Annotated in this window: 14 protein-coding genes; 8 read left to right on the forward strand and 6 right to left on the reverse strand. The window is 65.6% G+C overall.

Annotation, left to right across the window (positions count from 1 at the left end):
- Positions 1–42: 42 nt before the first annotated feature.
- Entirely contained in the window at positions 43–1,380 is a 1,338-nt protein-coding gene (locus ACIP9X_RS01555) for a DUF445 domain-containing protein (RefSeq protein ID WP_400477954.1), read from the forward strand.
- Between the two features lie 232 nt (positions 1,381–1,612).
- Entirely contained in the window at positions 1,613–3,814 is a 2,202-nt protein-coding gene (locus ACIP9X_RS01560; protein WP_400477955.1) for a M1 family aminopeptidase, read from the forward strand.
- A 56-nt stretch (positions 3,815–3,870) separates the two neighbouring features.
- Here the strand turns inward: ACIP9X_RS01560 and ACIP9X_RS01565 are convergent, their stop codons facing one another.
- From ACIP9X_RS01565 to ACIP9X_RS01575, 3 genes are all read right to left on the reverse strand, one after another.
- Entirely contained in the window at positions 3,871–4,620 is a 750-nt protein-coding gene (locus ACIP9X_RS01565; protein ID WP_400477956.1) for a LamB/YcsF family protein, read from the reverse strand.
- Complete coding sequence (locus ACIP9X_RS01570) at positions 4,604–5,374, reverse strand: hypothetical protein (protein WP_400477957.1); 771 nt, start codon at positions 5,372–5,374, stop codon at positions 4,604–4,606. The genes ACIP9X_RS01565 and ACIP9X_RS01570 overlap by 17 nt, the downstream gene beginning before the upstream one ends.
- A 111-nt stretch (positions 5,375–5,485) precedes the next feature.
- A complete protein-coding gene (locus ACIP9X_RS01575; protein ID WP_400477958.1) occupies positions 5,486–6,076 on the reverse strand; it encodes a hypothetical protein in 591 nt (196 codons plus the stop codon).
- Positions 6,077–6,135: 59 nt separating this feature from the next.
- Between ACIP9X_RS01575 and ACIP9X_RS01580 the strand changes: the two genes are divergently transcribed.
- The gene (locus tag ACIP9X_RS01580; protein ID WP_400477959.1) at positions 6,136–7,467 is read left to right on the forward strand and encodes an MFS transporter; all 1,332 of its coding nucleotides are present in this window, start codon (positions 6,136–6,138) and stop codon (positions 7,465–7,467) included.
- Positions 7,468–7,470: 3 nt separating this feature from the next.
- Here the strand turns inward: ACIP9X_RS01580 and ACIP9X_RS01585 are convergent, their stop codons facing one another.
- From ACIP9X_RS01585 to ACIP9X_RS01595, 3 genes are all read right to left on the reverse strand, one after another.
- On the reverse strand, positions 7,471–9,840 hold the full coding sequence (locus ACIP9X_RS01585; protein ID WP_400477960.1) for a glycoside hydrolase family 65 protein: 2,370 nt from the start codon (positions 9,838–9,840) through the stop codon (positions 7,471–7,473).
- Positions 9,841–9,912: 72 nt separating this feature from the next.
- A complete protein-coding gene (locus ACIP9X_RS01590; protein WP_400477961.1) occupies positions 9,913–10,677 on the reverse strand; it encodes an HAD family hydrolase in 765 nt (254 codons plus the stop codon).
- Between the two features lie 430 nt (positions 10,678–11,107).
- The gene (locus tag ACIP9X_RS01595; protein ID WP_400477962.1) at positions 11,108–11,722 is read right to left on the reverse strand and encodes an alpha/beta hydrolase; all 615 of its coding nucleotides are present in this window, start codon (positions 11,720–11,722) and stop codon (positions 11,108–11,110) included.
- A 196-nt stretch (positions 11,723–11,918) separates the two neighbouring features.
- Here ACIP9X_RS01595 and ACIP9X_RS01600 point away from each other — a divergent pair, with 196 nt between their 5' ends.
- The 5 genes from ACIP9X_RS01600 to ACIP9X_RS01620 all read left to right on the forward strand — a co-directional run bounded on the left by ACIP9X_RS01600 (position 11,919) and on the right by ACIP9X_RS01620 (position 16,603).
- Positions 11,919–12,176, forward strand: a complete 258-nt coding sequence (locus tag ACIP9X_RS01600; RefSeq protein WP_400477963.1) for a DUF6458 family protein — start codon at positions 11,919–11,921, stop codon at positions 12,174–12,176.
- A gap of 223 nt (positions 12,177–12,399) precedes the next feature.
- Positions 12,400–13,218 (forward strand): DeoR/GlpR family DNA-binding transcription regulator, encoded by an 819-nt coding sequence (locus tag ACIP9X_RS01605; protein ID WP_400477964.1) that lies wholly within the window; start codon positions 12,400–12,402, stop codon positions 13,216–13,218.
- A complete protein-coding gene (locus tag ACIP9X_RS01610; protein WP_400477965.1) occupies positions 13,215–14,213 on the forward strand; it encodes a 1-phosphofructokinase family hexose kinase in 999 nt (332 codons plus the stop codon). Before ACIP9X_RS01605 ends, ACIP9X_RS01610 begins: the two co-directional genes overlap by 4 nt.
- 2 nt (positions 14,214–14,215) lie before the next feature.
- Positions 14,216–16,273: a fructose-specific PTS transporter subunit EIIC gene (locus tag ACIP9X_RS01615; protein WP_400477966.1), complete on the forward strand. Its 2,058-nt coding sequence runs from the start codon at positions 14,216–14,218 to the stop codon at positions 16,271–16,273.
- A gap of 51 nt (positions 16,274–16,324) precedes the next feature.
- Positions 16,325–16,603, forward strand: coding sequence for an HPr family phosphocarrier protein (locus ACIP9X_RS01620; RefSeq protein WP_076799084.1), 279 nt, complete (start codon positions 16,325–16,327; stop codon positions 16,601–16,603).
- The last annotated feature ends 193 nt before the right edge of the window (positions 16,604–16,796 follow it).

The raw sequence follows: 16,796 nt of genomic DNA on the forward strand, positions 1-16,796 counted from the left end.
GTTAGCCGACGGCACCGGTGAAAGCGGGACTAGGCTGGGCACATGCAGGTGAACTCTGAGACAACCACCAAGCCCGCCGCTCCCCAAGCCGGCCCGCCCCGCCAGACGCGGCCAGCCGCCGCACCAAACCAGCTCAGCGACGGTGACGCTGAGAAGGCCGCTGCGCTGCGGAAAATGAAGCTCCTGGCGCTCTCCCTGCTGATCGCCATGGCTGTTGTGTTCACCATCGCCTTTGCCCTGCAAAGGCAGTACCCCTGGATGGAATACGTCCGGGCTGCGGCAGAAGGCGGGATGGTAGGTGCACTTGCTGACTGGTTCGCAGTGACAGCCCTGTTCAAGTACCCCATGGGCGTGAAAATCCCGCACACCGCCATCATTCCCCGCCGCAAGGACCAGATCGGGGCGTCCCTCGGAGAGTTCGTTGAGACCAACTTCCTCTCCGAGCAGGTGGTGCAGGACAAGCTGGCCAGCATCAACATCTCCGGCAAGGTGGGCCAGTGGCTGTCCGCCCCGGGCGGCGCCGAGCGCGTGGCGAAGGAGGGCGGGGCCGCCATCCGCGGCGCCTTCAAGGTCCTCAATGACGACGACGTCCAGGCGGTGATCGAGGGCATGGTCCGCCGGCATCTGCTGGCTCCCCCGTGGGGACCGCCCGTGGGCCGGATGGCCGAACGTATCTTCGCCGAAGGCCACCACCACAAGCTCGTTGACCTTCTGGTGGACCGCGCCGCCGACTGGGTGGCGGCCAATCATGAGACGGTCAGCCGGCTGGTTACGGACCGCTCTCCGCAGTGGGTGCCCAGAATCGTGGACGGCCTCGTAGGAGACAAGGTCTACCTGGAAATCCTCAGGTTCACGAGGGCAGTCCAGGCAGATCCGAACCACCAGGTGCGCCAGTCGATCGACAAGTACCTCACAGACCTTGCCCACGATCTGCAGTACGATCCCGCGATGATTGCCCGCGCAGAAGGCATCAAGGCCCAGGTCCTGGGCGACCCCGAAGTCCGCGAACTCGCCTCGCGGACCTGGGCGACCATCAAGAATGCGCTGCTGACAGCCGTCGACGACCCCAACAGCGAACTGACCGTGAGGTTCAAGGCAGCCGTGCGCGATTTCGGCGCGCGGCTCGTCAACGACGAAGAGCTGGCGGGCAAGGTCAACACCTGGATCGGCGACGCCGCGGGCTATCTCGTCCGGACGTACCGCTCAGATATTGCCGGCGTCATCACCGACACCGTAGCCCGCTGGGATGCCGAAGAAACCTCCCGGAAGATCGAACTGCAGGTGGGCAAGGACCTTCAGTTCATCCGGATCAACGGCACCGTAGTGGGGTCGATGGCCGGCCTGGCGATCTTCACTGTGGCGCATCTGGTTTTCGGCTGATACCCGATTTGGCACCCGGGGCTGCGCAGTAGTCTCCTTCGGGTTGCGCTCGAATACCGCCCCGGAATACTGCCGGTAGTTTTCCCTTGGCAGTATTTTTCCCTTGACAGGGCCCGCCGGCAGGCGCATTTTTAGCCTACCGTCCGCCCCGGCCTCGAGCCGGCGATCACCGGCACTGGCACGTCCGGTGCCGGCACCGTATGTCCTGCGAGAAGTTCCCGAATGAGGAGCTATGGATTCCTTACCCTTCACCTCTGCGGCGGGCCGGCAGGTCCGCCTGGGCCGGGCGATCCCACGCACCGGCCTTTTGCTTGTCTGCCTGCTTGCGGTTGCCGCCCTCTCTGCTCCTGCCACGACCGCCAGCCCCGTGAATTCGGCCGCGGCAGGAGATAACTACCAGCCCGGCGCCCCGGGCCTGGGCGATCCGTACTATCCGCTCGACGGCAACGGCGGCTACAACGTGGCGCGCTACCTGCTGGACCTCAGTTATGACCCGGCAACCGATGTCCTGGCCGGCACTGCCACCATCCGTGCCCGGGCAACCCACAATCTTTCGTCCTTCAACCTGGACCTGGACGGCCTGAACGTACGTTCCGTCACCGTCGACGGCGAGGAGGCTTCCTACATCCGCAGTGGCAAGGAGCTCACGGTAACGCCGGAGGACGGCATCAGAAATGGAGCGGACTTCGAGACGAAGGTGAAGTACGACGGCGTGCCACGCCTTCTGAGCGACCAATTCGGGCCGTCGGGCTTCTTCCATACAGACGACGGCTCGCTGGTGATCGGGCAGCCGCACGTCGCCGCCACCTGGTTCCCCGCGAATGACCACCCGCTGGACAAGGCTGCATTCACGTTCCGGATCACCGTGCCGGAGGGCCTCGAGGTCCTTGCGAACGGGGTGCTCGTGAAACACGGCTCAGAGGACGGGAAGGCCACCTGGACGTGGCGGGCAGACGAACCGATGGCCACCTATCTGGCCACGGCGAGTGTGGGCCAGTTCGAACTGAACAAGTACAAAAAGAATGGGATCAGCTACGTCGACGCTCTCGACCCCGACCTCTTTACCCCGGTGGTGCAGGCAAAATCAGGTAAGAACTTCGCCTGGTCCCACAACAGCCTGAACTCCTACACCCGGCTCGAGAGGACAATCAGCGTCCCGAAGGAAGGTGCCGCCCTTTCCTTCTGGCTCCAACGGAACATCGAGACCAACTTCGACTTCACCTTCGTGGAAGCACGCCCCGCAGGCTCGGGCAGCTGGACAACCCTGAAGGACGATACGGGGCACACCAGCGGCAATCCGGGGCCTGCCTGCACTGACCTGCTGGGGGTACACCCCTTCCTGGCGCATTACCTGACTGACGCGGGCAACGGGACGTGCAGGCCAACCGGCAGCACCGGACACTGGTGGGCCGCCACCGGGCCGAGTGCCGGCTGGGAATCGTGGGGCGTGAATCTCAGCCGCTTCGCGGGGAAGGACGTGGAGATTGCCATAACTTACGTGAGTGACGGCGTGGGGCGCTTCGACGGCGTATCCGTCGATGACATCACGGTCTCCACCGGGGAAGGCAGCACATCCTTCGAAGAGGACGGAAACACCCTTGATGGCTGGCATGCTTCGGGGCCACCTGAAGGGAGCCCGCCAAGCCAAGCGGGATGGACTGCCGGTGTGGACGGTCCTCCGTCACTTGGCGACCGGGTCGAGGCCTCCTTCGAGAGGCAGCCGGAAATTATCGACTTCCTCGCGGGATACTTCGGACCGTATCCGTTCAAGGCTGCCGGCGGGATTGTGGATGACCTCGCAAACCTCGGATTCGCGCTCGAGAACCAGACCCGGCCCATTTACTCAAAGTACTTCTTTGTTGACGAGCAGGCCGGCGACTCGGTCGTGGTCCATGAACTGGCACACCAGTGGGTCGGAGACGACCTTGCAGTGGAACGCTGGCGCGACATCTGGCTGAATGAGGGCTTCGCGGTGTACATGGAGTGGCTGTGGAACGAGCATGAAGGGCGGGAAACACCGCAGCAGATCTTCGACTTCTACGCCAATGTCATTCCCGCTGGGGACCCTTTCTGGAAAGTAACCATCGGGGACCCGGGAGCCGGCGCCCTCTTCGACATCGCCGTCTACGTGCGCGGCGCCATGACGCTGCACGCGCTTCGCACGCTCGTAGGGGACGAGGTCTTTTTCGCGACCATCAGGGAATGGACAGGGTCCAATGCGGGAGGCAATGTGTCTACCGCCGACTTCATCGAACTTTCCGAGCGGTTGTCGGGCCAGGACCTAACGGCCTTCTTTACCAGCTGGCTGTACACGCCCTCAAAGCCGGGCGCCATCGGCCCGGTGGAGCGCCAGGACCTTCCGCAGCAGGCAGGGGTCCCGGAGGTGGCCCGGCTGCTCGAGCAGCGGCTGGAGTCCGGGCTCAAGCCCCGGTAGCAGGGCTAGTCCAGGGCAGCGGGACCAGGCCCTCTACCGGGGCTTGTTCCCGCCGGTCAAGCGAAGGGCTGAAGCTCCACGCCGGCCTCCTCAAGGCCGGCGCGGACGGCGGCAGCCATGCCCACCGCGCCAGCGGTGTCGCCGTGAATGCACAGCGAGTCCGGTTCAACCCGGACCACTGTGCCGTCCACGGCCACTACCTCGCCTTTCAGTGCCAGGCGGACGGCGCGCTCAACGATGGGACCGACGTCGTGCAGGACGGCTCCTTCCCGGGAGCGCGGCACCAATGTGCCGTCCGGCAGATAGGCCCGGTCAACGAAGGCTTCACGGAAGACGGGGTGACCCGCTTCCTCGGCCTGTTTCACCAGCTCGGAGCCCGGCAGGCCGAGAACCGGCAGGCCCTCGTCGTAGGCGTGGATCGCGGCAACCACGGCAGCTGCCTGCTCGGCGTCGTGGAAAATCCGGTTGTAGAGCGCACCGTGTGGTTTCACGTAGTCCACCGAGGCACCTACAGCGTGCGCTACTCCGTCCAGGGCGCCCAGCTGGTACAGGACGTCGCCGAACAGCTCGTCAAAGGACATGTCGAGGAAGCGCCGCCCAAATCCCGCAAGGTCGCGGTAGCCGACGTGGGCGCCCACGGTGACGTCTAGTTCGAAGGCTGCCCGGCAACTGTCCAACATGGTGACGGGGTCCCCTGCGTGGAAGCCGCACGCCACATTGGCGCTGGTGACGAGCTGGAACATGGCGGCATCGTCACCCATGTTCCACGAGCCGAAGGATTCGCCGAGATCAGCGTTCAGATCCACCGGTGCCGCCTTCCAGCGAAGCCTCTGATCCCGCCGCTACCTCTCCGGGGATGGTGTCCGGCATCGACCCGAACGCCTCCTTGGCGTTGGCCACCACCACCTTGCCCATGGCGAGGTTGCCGGCCCCGCCGACCACCGCGCCCACGCCGAAGGGCAGGGCGCGGCCCAGGAGCATCGAGCCCTGCCGCCGCAGCAGGCTCTTCAGGAACGCCTTTTGGATGCGGCTTCGGATGAAGCCGGAGGCTGAACCGCTGCGGCCAATGATGTCGCCGAGTGACTGGCCTCCCCTGGCTCCCTGTGCCATTGCCTGTCCGGTCAGGGATCCGAGGAGCGAAGTGCCTTCCTCGCCGAGCATGATGGCCATCACCAGAGTCTTGGCTTTGTTTGGATCCACCATGCGGATCCCGTGCAGCTCCGCGAGTGACGCCGCGTACAGCGCCGTCGCTGACAGGAAACCGACCGTGGCTGCCGCGGACAGGCCCAGGGACGCGATGGTGCCTATCCCGGGGACCAGCGCCGTGGCACCCACCGCCGCTCCTCCGCCGGTAACGGCCCTCAGGTAATCACGCTCCAGGATGTCAGCCAGCTGGGCCGCCGTAGCCCTGGGATGCTGCCGCTGCAGCCGCTTCAGGTTCCCAAGGACCAGCGGACGCTGCACCTCGATGGCCCGGAGGAGGAAATTATGGACCCCGGGTTTGGGCTTGCCTTCCGAATCGAACACCGCCTTCTGGGCGGCCTCCTGGGCCATCTTCATTGCCGGGTTGCTTCGCATTGCCGTCTTCCCCTCTGCCTCGGTCCGCAGTCAGCCGTCCAGCTGCTGCCTGCATTAACATTAGTCACCCTGCTGATGATTTCTCCGGTCGCCCTAGACCGTCCAGGATTCTGCCACGGCAAGATATGCCGATGAGGAGGGACCCCGCGGACCCGGATAGACCGTGGGGGCACCCGGCCACTCAATGCCGAACTCGGACAACCGGCCTGCTCTGCACGGCAGGTAGACATTGCTCATCGAGGCGCTGGCAGGCCCGAGCTGGAAATCAGGTGCTGCGAACTGCCGCCGGTCCAGCACGCCGTAGATCTCCAGTGCGGCACGGCGGCCTGTGGCTTTGAACCCCTGCTCAAGGTTCAGCTGCACGTGAAACTCATCCTCGGTGTGGCTGATGGCATTGAGCGGAAAACGGGCAGCCTCGGGGAAGTACCGCGTCAGTTCGCTGGCGAGGGTTGAGGCGAATAGCTCATCCGGACCGTAGCTGCGCCACCCTTGGAGTGTGGCCACCAGCAGTGCCGTCCCACTCCCCCATTTAGACCACTCGGCAACCCAGAAGGTCGCAAAGCAACTCGCCGGTTCACCCGGGACGTGGACTCCGTCCCGGTCCACGGGGTGCAGTGCCAGGCCATAGTTGGCGCCGATCAATGCCACGTTGCGCCGCGCCGTTGCGGCCATTCCGTTCCCCATGCCCCGAGCCTATCCCAGCACCGCTTACCCCGTTGAGCTGCCCGGCCTAAGATTGCACCGTGCCATTGCCCAAAGCGCTCCGCCCCTTTGTCCACCGCGAGTACCGTGTTCTGATTGCCGCCTTGGCTGTTTCCATCTTTGGTTCAGGTATGTGGGCCGTCGCCATGGTGTACCAGGTCATCCAGCTCGGCGGCGGGCCGCTCGAACTCTCCGTAGTCGCTGCCGCCGGAAGTGTGGGACTGGTGGCGTTCGTCCTGGCCGGCGGAATCGCCGCGGACCGCTTTCCACAGCGGCTGCTCATCATCGCCGTCGAAGGGGCCAACCTGGCGGTGATTGCCACGGTCAGCGGCCTGGCCCTGGCCGGCTGGCTGCAGCTGTGGCACCTCGCGGTGGGGGCCTTCGTGCTCGGCGTGGGAGCCGCGTTCTTCTTCCCGGCCTACTCGGCGATCCTGCCCCGGATCCTGCCGCCCGGAGACCTGCTGGCGGCGAACGGGATGGAAGGGACCATGCGTCCTATGCTGCAGCAGGCCGCGGGCCCGGCGGCGGCCGGGCTCATCGTTGCTGCTCTTTCGCCGTCGCATGCGGTAACGGGCGTGGCTGCGTGCCATCTGCTGGCCTTTGTCATTCTGAACTTCCTGCGTCCCGCCGCAGCGGAAGCCGGCGCCGCGCTGGCCTCTGAGCCCGCCCCGGACAAAGGGAAACCGGAGAAATCCTCGTTCTTCCGCGACCTCCGGGAAGGCATCAGCTATACCGTCCGGACGCCCTGGCTGCTCTGGACCCTGCTGTGGGCATGCATTTCGGTTCTTTTCCTTATCGGCCCCATCGAGGTGCTGCTGCCGTTCGTTATCCGGGACCAGCTCAACGGTGACTCGCGGATGTTCGGCTTCCTGCTGGCCATCATGGGCGTGGGCAGCGCCATTGCCTCTCTCGTCACGGCCTCCTTCCGGCTGCCACGCCGCTACCTGACGGTGATGATGGTTTCCTGGGGCGCGGGAAGTTTGCCGCTGGCCGCGGTTGGCATCATTGACAGCTTCTGGGTGCTGGCACTGGCTGTTTTCATCTTCGGCGCCACCGGAAGCGTGGGCATGGTCATCTGGGGCACGCTGCTGCAGCGGCGCGTTCCGGCGCACCTGCTGGGCAGGGTCTCGAGCCTGGATTTCTTTGTTTCCCTGGCCCTGATGCCGGTGTCCATGGCCCTAGCGGGACCCGCCGCGGAAGTGTTCCCGATCTGGGCGATCTTCCTCTTCGCCGGCGGCGTCTGCCCCCTGATGGCAATCGTGGCAGTGGTTGCCGCGCACATGCCGGCGGACGAGACAGCCCACCCGCTGGACCGGCGCCACGATGCCCCCGCAGACGCAGACGCAGACGCAGAGGCAGACGCCAGGCCTTAGCCGTCAGGCGCGGGCGCGTACCACCGGGATGCTTGCCGTGGGCGGGCCGCTGGGGAACACCGAAGGCTCGGGCACCTCAACAGGATCGAGGGCAACGCGCACCGGGTCCGCACCCACAGAGTGCGCCCCTCCCCGGACATCGACGTCCAGCGGCTCCCCCTCCAGGACACGGAGGGTGATGCCGGCAGGGTCGAGGTCCACCAGGAGCAGCCGGCCCTGGATCTTCAGGTGGAACGACAGGCTGTCCCATTCCTCCGGCAGGCGCGGGTCGAAATACGGCACCGCACCCTGGTCGCGGAGTCCGGCGAAGCCGCACACCAGCGAACTCCACACGCCGCCCGTCGAGGCGATGTGTACGCCGTCGATCGTGTTGCCGTGGGTGTCGTCCAGGTCGATGAACGCGGCATTGGTGAAGTGGTCCAGGGCTGCCTTCCGGTAACCGACTTCGGCAGCCATGATGCCCTGGACACAGGCCGAAAGAGTGGAGTCCCCGGTGGTGATGGGATCGTAGAAATCAAACGCGCGGCGCTTCTCCTCGGCCGAAAACTCCTGCCACTGCAGGAACATTGCCAGCACGGTGTCCGCCTGCTTGAGCACCTGGTGGCGGTAGATCACGAGCGGGTGGAAGTGCAGGAGCAGCGGGTACTTGGAACGGGGCGTCGTCCAGTCCCACGCCTCCAGGGTCATGAAGTCATTGTCCTGGGAATAGATCTGGAAACGCTCGTCGAAGGGCAGCTGGATCCGGTCCGCCGCCGCCTGCCACATCTGCCGCTCGGCGTCGTCAACCGCCGGATGGTCCAGCGCCGCCGCAGCCCGCAGATTAAACCGCGCCATGACGTTGGTGTAGAGGTTGTCGTTCACCACGGCCGTGTACTCGTCCGGTCCGGTCACCCCGTGGATGTGGAACTGGCCGTCCTTGCCGAAGAACCCCAGCGACGCCCACATGCGCGCGGTTTCGATGAGCAGGTCCGCCCCCATGCCGCTGCGGAATTCAGCGTCGCCGCTCGCCCACACGTACCTGTTGGCGGCAAAGGCGATGGCAGCGGCGATGTGGAACTGGGCCGTGCCGGCGGCGTAATAGGCACTGGCTTCAAGCCCGTTGATGGTGCGCCATGGAAACAGCGCACCGTCCACGCTGAGCTCTTTGGCCCGGATCTTCGCCTCGGGCAGCATGCCGTGCCGGAACTCGAGCACCTGGCGGGCACCGTCGGGGTTGGTGTACGTCATGTACGGCAGGAGGTACACCTCCTGGTCCCAGAAGTAGTGCCCGTCATAGCCCGACCCGCTGACTCCCTTGGCGGGGATTCCGGCAACGCCTGCACGGGCTGTGGCCTGGGCGAGCTGGAAAAGGTTCCAGCGGATCGCCTGCTGCAGCTCCGGCTGGCCTCCCAGCCTGATGTCGGCGGTGGCCCAGTAGCCTCGGTAGTGGGCTTCGCTTTCCGCAAAGACCTCCGGGACGGTTTTGAGGGCTGCCTCGGCGGCCTCCGCCGGGTCATCCCCGGCCTGGGCATCCGCCGTGCCCGGCAGGAACTCCCTGGTGCTGGCGGCCACTGCGTAGCTGACGCTCTTTTCCAGCGTGAAACTTTCGTCGGCTCCCACAGCCAGCACGTACCGGACGCTGCTCTCGTCCTGGTCCACCTGGGTGTCAAACGGCTGGTGCCCGGCGGACGTCCAGTGGTCGACGGCGATTCCCACCCGCTGCCTGGACTCCGCGGCTTCCCACGAGAGACGAAGCGAGCCGTCACCGCCGTCGAGCTTCACCGGCAGCAGGACACGGCCGGCGTGCCGGCCGGCGCGGCGGGGGTCATGCGCCGAGTGGTCGTCAACCGTCTGGTCCTGCCGGTTCACCACGGACGATGTGACGTCGGCGGAAACCGCGCGGTCCGCGGAGAGCTCCAGCGAGATGCCGAGGCAGCCGCGCGACTCGAAGCCCACGGCGCGGCGTTCCACGGTGGTGACGGTGGCGCCGGACCGGCACTGCCACACGACACGGCATTCATAGATTCCCGAGCCGAAGTCGAGGGTGCGGCGGTAGTCCAGCACCGTGGACTCGGCCAGGCTGAGCGATTCGCCGTCGATGATCACGGTGAAGTTGTTGGCGTCCGGGATGTACAGGATGCGCTGTCCGGTGCGGGCGAAACCAAAGGCATTTTCAGCGTGCTTGATGTCCCAGATTTCGTGGAAGCCGTTGATGAAGCTGCCGGGAAGCTCCGAATCGGCGGGAGCCCAGTGGGCACCGCGGACGCCCATGTGGCCGTTGCCGAGGGCAAAGAGCGTTTCCAGAGCGCCGGCGTTGCCGGGGACATGGCGCGTCTCCACGAGCTTCCATGGGTCATTGGGGAAGCGGACGCGGTCAGCGGTGATGAGTGCCATGAGTGGCGTTCCTTATGCGTTTGGAGGTGCGGCCAGGGTTGGGGACCTGGCGTAAAGCGTGGAGAGGCGGAGCTAGAGCAGTTCGTCGAGGTCGTTCACCACAAGCGTGGCCCCGGCCTCGAGCAGGGTCTGCCTGCCTGCACCCCGGTCTACCCCGATCACGGAGTGGAAGCTGCCTGCCCTGCCGGCCTGGACGCCGGATACTGCGTCTTCGACCACCACGCAGGCTTCGCTGGGCAGCTTCAGAAGCCGGGCGGCGTATTCGTATGTGGCGGGGCTGGGCTTTCCGGGAAGGCCTTCCGCTGCCGCCACCACGCCGTCCACCACCACCGTGAAGTGGGCGTCGAGGCCGGCGGCGTGCAGCACCGACGGCGCGTTGCGCGAAGATGAGACGACGGCGACCTTGAGCCCCCGGGCAAGCGCAGCCTCGAGAAACCGCACCGACCCCTCATAGGCGTCTACGCCAGCGCTGACAATGTCGTTGAAGATAAGGTTCTTCCGGTTGCCCAGCCCCTGGACCGTCTCGTTGTCCGGGTGGTCATCGGTTGGCCCCTCCGGAAGTTCGATGCCGCGGGAGGTCAGGAAGTCACGGACGCCGTCGAACCTGGGCTTGCCGTCGATGTGGTCGAAGTAGTCACTCTCACGGTACCCGGGCTTCCCGGGCACGGAGGCGAGGTAGCCGTCGAAAAGCTCCTGCCACGCGCGCTCGTGCACCACAGCCGTGGGCGTCAGGACGCCGTCGAGGTCGAAAAGAATGGCTGAGGCGGTGGTCCAGCTGGGCAGGGTGCTGCCGGAGCTGGCGCCGGGATGGCCGCTGGCGTTGGGTCGTTCAGTCATGGCTGGTGCAGTTTCCTTTCGGAGGGAGGGCAGCACTGGTTGGGGACCATGCAGGGTGGGTCCGCCCCCATTGGCGGAATTTTGTGGTGCGCAGGTCATTCGGCGCGAACAATTCAGCAGCCGTCGTTAGAGCGGCAGCATCGTTTTGAGGGACACTGTCGCTGTGAACGGCACAGACCCCGGCCGGCACAGCTTCGATGGTGTGCAGCGCAAGACTCTGGGAAACGTCTACTTCCATGATGAGGCCGCAGGCTTGTCACGGCAAACGTGTCATCCGTTACTGCTGCCTGCATTCCGTGGTCCGGCCCCTTCAGCGCTTATCGAGGACCGGTGTGACGGCCAGAGATGAGTGTAAGCGCTTGCAAATTTGCCCCGCAACTGTTTTTAACTCCCGTTTTAGTCGCCATGGCTGCGGGCGCACATGGCTCTGCTACTGGACGTAGTGCCGGAGGAAGGCGCTGACGTCAACCATTTCCGCTTTGCACATGCCGTGCCCCATCCCGGGGTAGGTGCGGGCGGTGAGCTGGGTATGGGCTTCCAGCCACTCCGCGGTGTACTCGATGGCATCGTCGTTGATCACGAGGTCGGCCTTGTCCCTCCCCCAGAAAAACGGCGGCCGGACGTCAAAAGATTCACCAAGTCCCAACAGATCGTTGTTCAGGACAAAGCCGGACAGCCCCACCACGGCCGGAAACGCCTGCGGCCGCAGCCTCAGCAGGGTGCTTGCCATGGCCATTCCCTGCGAGTATCCCAGCAGGCTCACACTGCTGTGCCCGTCCTTGACCGAGTCAATCCAGGTCAGAACAGAATTGGCAGCGGCAATGACATCCGCGAAGTCGTTCGTCAGGAAGTAGTCGAGCAGGAACCAGCCATAGCCATCCGCGATGGGCATCGGCGCCCGCAGCGCAGCGCAGGTGAACTCGGCGGGGACATGGTTGAACAGGTTTACCATCCGCGATTCGTCCCTGCCGTAGCCGTGCATCATCACCAGCAAGGGGGTCCCCGCACGCTCGCTGGCCGGCTTCGACCACACCACCGTTTCCATCGGACCAGCCTATCGAAGTCCATGTCCGCGCTGACCTGCGCGTTTGATTGAAAGTGCGATTCCCGGGATGTAGCCTGACGATTAACAGCATGCTTAGTAAGCGACGTTTCAACGCATCTGATAGACGCAGAATTTAATAGACGTTTGGCCGGCACGACCCACGTTGCGAGAAGTCCGCTAATGCAAGGAGCACGTCATGAGAATCGGTTCCGCTATCTTCCTCATCGCCCTGGGTGCCATCCTGGCCTGGGCCGTCACCCCCGGCCTCATTCCCTATGTCGACCAGACCCTGATCGGGTACATCCTGATGGCCGTGGGCGTCATCGGCCTGATCGCGTCCCTCATCCTGGCCAACCCCGGCCGGAGCCGGCGCGTCAGCGAAACCCGCTCGGTGGTTGATCCCAACACCGGCGAGCGCATCACCCGCAACGAAAGCCGCGACGGAAACCTGTAACCCGTCCCCATGGACCTTCCGCCAGCCCTCCGGCTCACCGAAAAGTCCATCATTAGCACCGGAATGCCGGGCCGACCCTTCCGGGTCCGGCCCGGCTTTTTGGTTTCATGTTGTTTTTCATTGACAAAGCAACATGAACGAAGATAAAGTCAAGTAGTTGCAGATCATGTGATGGCAGTCACTGCAGTAACCACGCAGGCAGTACTTACGCAATGGAGGGTATGTGTTCGCCGAGGAGCGTCAGCAGCAGATCGCAGGGCTCGTTGCCGCCAGCGGCCGCGCCAGCGTCACTGACCTCGCCGAGCGCTTCCGCATCACCACCGAGACCGTCCGGCGCGATCTCGCCGCCTTGGAAGCTGCCGGCACCGTCCGCCGCGTCCACGGAGGCGCAGTCTCCGCTGACCGTTTCAGCACAACCGAAGAAAGCATCCTCGAGCGCACGGTCCAGCGCCAGTCGCAAAAGCTCCGCATCGCAGAGGCCGCCCTCGCCTTCCTGCCCCAGGGCCCCTCAAGCAGCATCGTGCTCGACGCCGGCTCCACCACAGAAGTGCTCGCCGACATCCTGGCCCGCCGCAGCGCCGGACCGTCCGCAGGGAAGGGGGCAGCCAATGAGCCGGACAACCAGGAACTCGTGGTTATCACGCACGCCGTTCCCATCGCCGCCAAACTCGCCAGCACCAAGGGCATCGCGCTGCAGCTCCTGGGCGGCCGCGTCCGTGGACTGACCCAAGCAGCTGTAGGCCAGTCGACCGTTGACGCGGCCTGCCGGCTCCGCCCGGACATTGCCTTCGTGGGGACCAACGGGATCCACGCCAGCTTTGGCCTCAGCACGCCCGACCCCGAAGAGGCAGCCGTCAAAGCCGCCTTCGTCCATTCGGCCCGCCGCATTGTGGTGCTGGCCGATTCGTCCAAGCTGGATGCGGAAACGCTGGTCCAGTTCGCCTCGTTGAAAGATCTGGACACAGTGATCACTGACAGCAAACCCAGCCGAGAACTAGCCGCGGCGCTTGCAGACGCCGGCGTGGAGGTGGTCGTCGCATGATTGTCACGCTCACAGCCAACCCCAGCCTCGACCGCACCGTGGCGCTTCCCGGACCGCTTGAACGCGGCGAAGTGCAGCGCGCCGTGTCCGTCAGCCAGGAGTCCGGCGGCAAGGGAGTCAACGTCTCACGCGCCCTCGTGGCTTCCGGACTTGAAACGGTTGCTGTCCTTCCAGGGGGAGATTCGGACCCAGTCATTGCCGGACTGCGCGATGCCAAGGTGCCCTTCGCTGCCCTCTCCATCCACGAGCCGCTGCGTACCAACGTGGCGCTTACGGAGCCGGGCGGGGTCACCACCAAGATCAACGAGCCCGGCCCGGTGCTCGATGAAGAGGCCCAGGAGGCCCTGATCGGGCTGCTGCTGGAACATGCCAAAGGCGCCAGCTGGGTGGTCCTTGCGGGATCGCTCCCGCCCGGAGTTCCCGCCGGTTTCTATGCCACGGTCGCCCGTCGGCTCCGGTCGGCGGACGCCGGAGCCGGGGTGCCGCAGATTGCCGTTGACTCCTCCGGGGCACCGCTCGCCGCGGCCGTCGCGGATGATGCGCAAGGAGCGGTTTCCGGGAAACCGGATCTGCTCAAACCCAACGCCGAGGAACTCGCGGAGCTTGCTGCCGCAGCAGGGTTCGCCTCGGTGAGCACGGCTGAGGAGCTCGAAGCGGATCCGGAGGCTGCCGCCGCGGCCGCCGCCGCCGTCGTGCGTTCCGGTGTGGGAGCCGTGTTGGCAACGCTCGGTTCAAAGGGCGCTGTTCTTGTGACGGCCGACGGCGCGTGGCTGGCCACGCATCCGCCGGTCACCGCGGTCAGTACGGTCGGTGCAGGCGATTCCTCGCTGGCCGGCTACCTGCTCGCCGCCGGCCAGGGTGCCGCCCCGGCTGACTGCCTCCGTCAGGCTGTTGCGCACGGCGCCGCAGCCGCTTCCCTGCCGGGCTCCACCGTCCCGGCAGTCCACCAAACCACCCCCGATGCCGTAACCATCACGGCTCTCCGGAAGGATTGACAGTGACTCAGCTCATCACCACCGACCTGGTCGAGCTCGACCAGAACCTGGGCAATTCGCCCGAGGACGTGATCCGGCATCTCGCAGGCCGGGTCGCCGCCGTTGGCCGTGCCAGCGAAGTAGAGGGCCTCTTCGCCGATGCCTTCGCCCGCGAACAGAAAACTGCCACCGGTGTTCCCGGCGGCATCGCCATCCCCCACTGCCGTTCGGCTGCAGTGATCGAACCGACGCTGGCCATGGCCCGGCTGTCGCAGAAGGTCGACTTCGGTGCAAAGGACGGCCCCGCGGATCTCATCTTCTTCATCGCAGCTCCCTCTGGCGCGGACCAGGAACACCTGAAGCTCCTCTCCAAGCTCGCCCGGTCCCTGATCAAAAAGGACTTCACTGCCGGCCTGCGCGCCGCATCCAGCCAGGCCGAGATCGTTGAACTCGTTGAGAACGCCCTGGCGGACAAGCCGGCAGCACACGCGGCCGCCGCTCCCTCAGGCAACCCGGTAGCCAGCGGGGCAGGCGCATCTGCAGCTGCCACCCCGGGCGCTACGGGCGGCGCCACCGCCAAGAGCGGGCCCAAGCGCCTCGTCGCCGTTACGGCCTGCCCCACCGGCATCGCCCACACCTACATGGCTGCCGACTCCCTCGTGGCAGCCGCCCAGGAAGCCGGCGTCGACCTGCAGGTGGAAACCCAGGGTTCCTCGGGCGCCAAGCCCCTGGATCCGGCCGTCATTGAGGCAGCCGACGCTGTGATCTTCGCCGTGGACGTGGACGTGCGCGGCAAGGAGAGGTTCGCCGGCAAACCCGTCATCAACGCCCCGGTCAAGCGCGGCATCGACGAACCCGCAAAGATGGTGCAGGAAGCGCTGGACGCCGCGGACAACCCCAATGCCCGCCGGGTTCCACACTTTGGCGCCGAGGAGCAGGCCGAACAGGAAGCCGCTGAAAAGGGCGAGCACATTGGCCAGAAGCTCAAGAGGGCCCTGCTGACCGGTGTCAGCTACATGATTCCGTTCGTCGCCGGCGGCGGCCTGCTGATCGCCCTCGGCTTCCTCCTGGGCGGTTACGACATCACCGAGGTCGCAGACACCGTTGTGCTCGAGAACAACTTCGGGAACCTTCCCGAAGGTGGCCTCGCCATCTACCTGGGTGCCGTGATGTTCAAGATCGGCGCCCTGTCCATGGGCTTCCTGGTGCCGGCACTTGCCGGGTACATCGCCTATGCAATCGCCGACAGGCCAGGTATCGCACCGGGCTTCGTCGCCGGTGCTGTGGCCAGCTTCATGGATGCCGGCTTCCTGGGCGGCATCATCGGCGGCCTGCTCGCAGGCTACATCGCGCACCTGATCGGGACCTGGCAGGTACCGCGCTGGCTCCGCGGCCTGATGCCCGTCGTCATCATTCCGCTGCTGGCCTCCATTGTCGCTTCCGGCCTCATGTTCATGGTTCTGGGCGGCCCGATCGCAGGCCTCACCGCCGGGCTGAACGGCTGGCTCTCCGGCATGACCGGCGCCTCCGCCGTGGTCCTCGGAATCATCCTCGGCCTTATGATGTGCTTCGACCTCGGCGGCCCGGTCAACAAGGTGGCCTACGCCTTCGCCGTCGCCGGCCTGAGCGCCGGCAGCGCCACCAACCAGGCACCGTGGCAGATCATGGCAACCGTGATGGCCGCGGGCATGGTTCCGCCGCTGGCGATGGCCCTGGCAACCGTCCTGGACAAGAAGCTCTTCAGCCTTGCGGAGCGCGAGAACGGCAAGGCAGCCTGGCTGCTCGGTGCCTCCTTCATTTCCGAGGGCGCCATTCCGTTCGCCGCTGCAGATCCCCTGCGCGTCATCCCCGCCAGCATGGCCGGCGGTGCCGTCACCGGCGCGCTCGCCATGGCCTTTGGCGTCACGTCGCAGGCACCCCACGGCGGTATCTTCGTGTTCTTCGCCATCGGCAACGTCCTGATGTTCGTCCTCTCGATCCTGGCCGGAACGGTGGTCACCGCCCTCATCGTGCTTGCCCTCAAGCGCTGGGCTGCCCGCAAGCCCGTTGATACGGTGGAGAGCGTCCCTGTTTCTGTCTGACCCGCTGACCTTCAGCACCTAAACCCACACTGCAAATTGCAAGGAGCAGAAATGTCCGAACGTACCGCAACCGTCGCCAGCCGAGTAGGCCTGCACGCACGCCCGGCAGCTATCTTCGCCGAAGCAGCCGGCGAGTTTGACCTCGACATCACCATCGCCCGCGAAGGTGAGCCGGCAGACGAGGCAATGGACGCCGCCAGCATCCTGTCCCTGATGAGCCTCGGCGCCTCACACGGCGACGTTGTGGTGCTCCGGGCCGAGGGCGACGGTGCAGACGCAGCCCTCGACCGCCTGGTCCAGATCCTCGAGACGGACCACGACGCCGAGTAGGATCCAGCAGCCTCACTGCGGCCGGCTCCCTGCCCGTTCCCGACTTCCCGGGGGCAGGCAGGGGCCGGCTGTTGTGTTTCCGGGCGCTCGAAGTCACTGGTAAGCAAACTTACTAGTGAGTTGTTTTTGCCCTGCGGCCCAACTAGCTTGGAATTATGGCGCCGCCATGGGAGGCAGTTCACGCCGCACCGCC

Origin of the sequence: Arthrobacter sp. NPDC093125 (assembly GCF_044754225.1) — a bacterium.
Classification (GTDB): domain Bacteria; phylum Actinomycetota; class Actinomycetes; order Actinomycetales; family Micrococcaceae; genus Arthrobacter.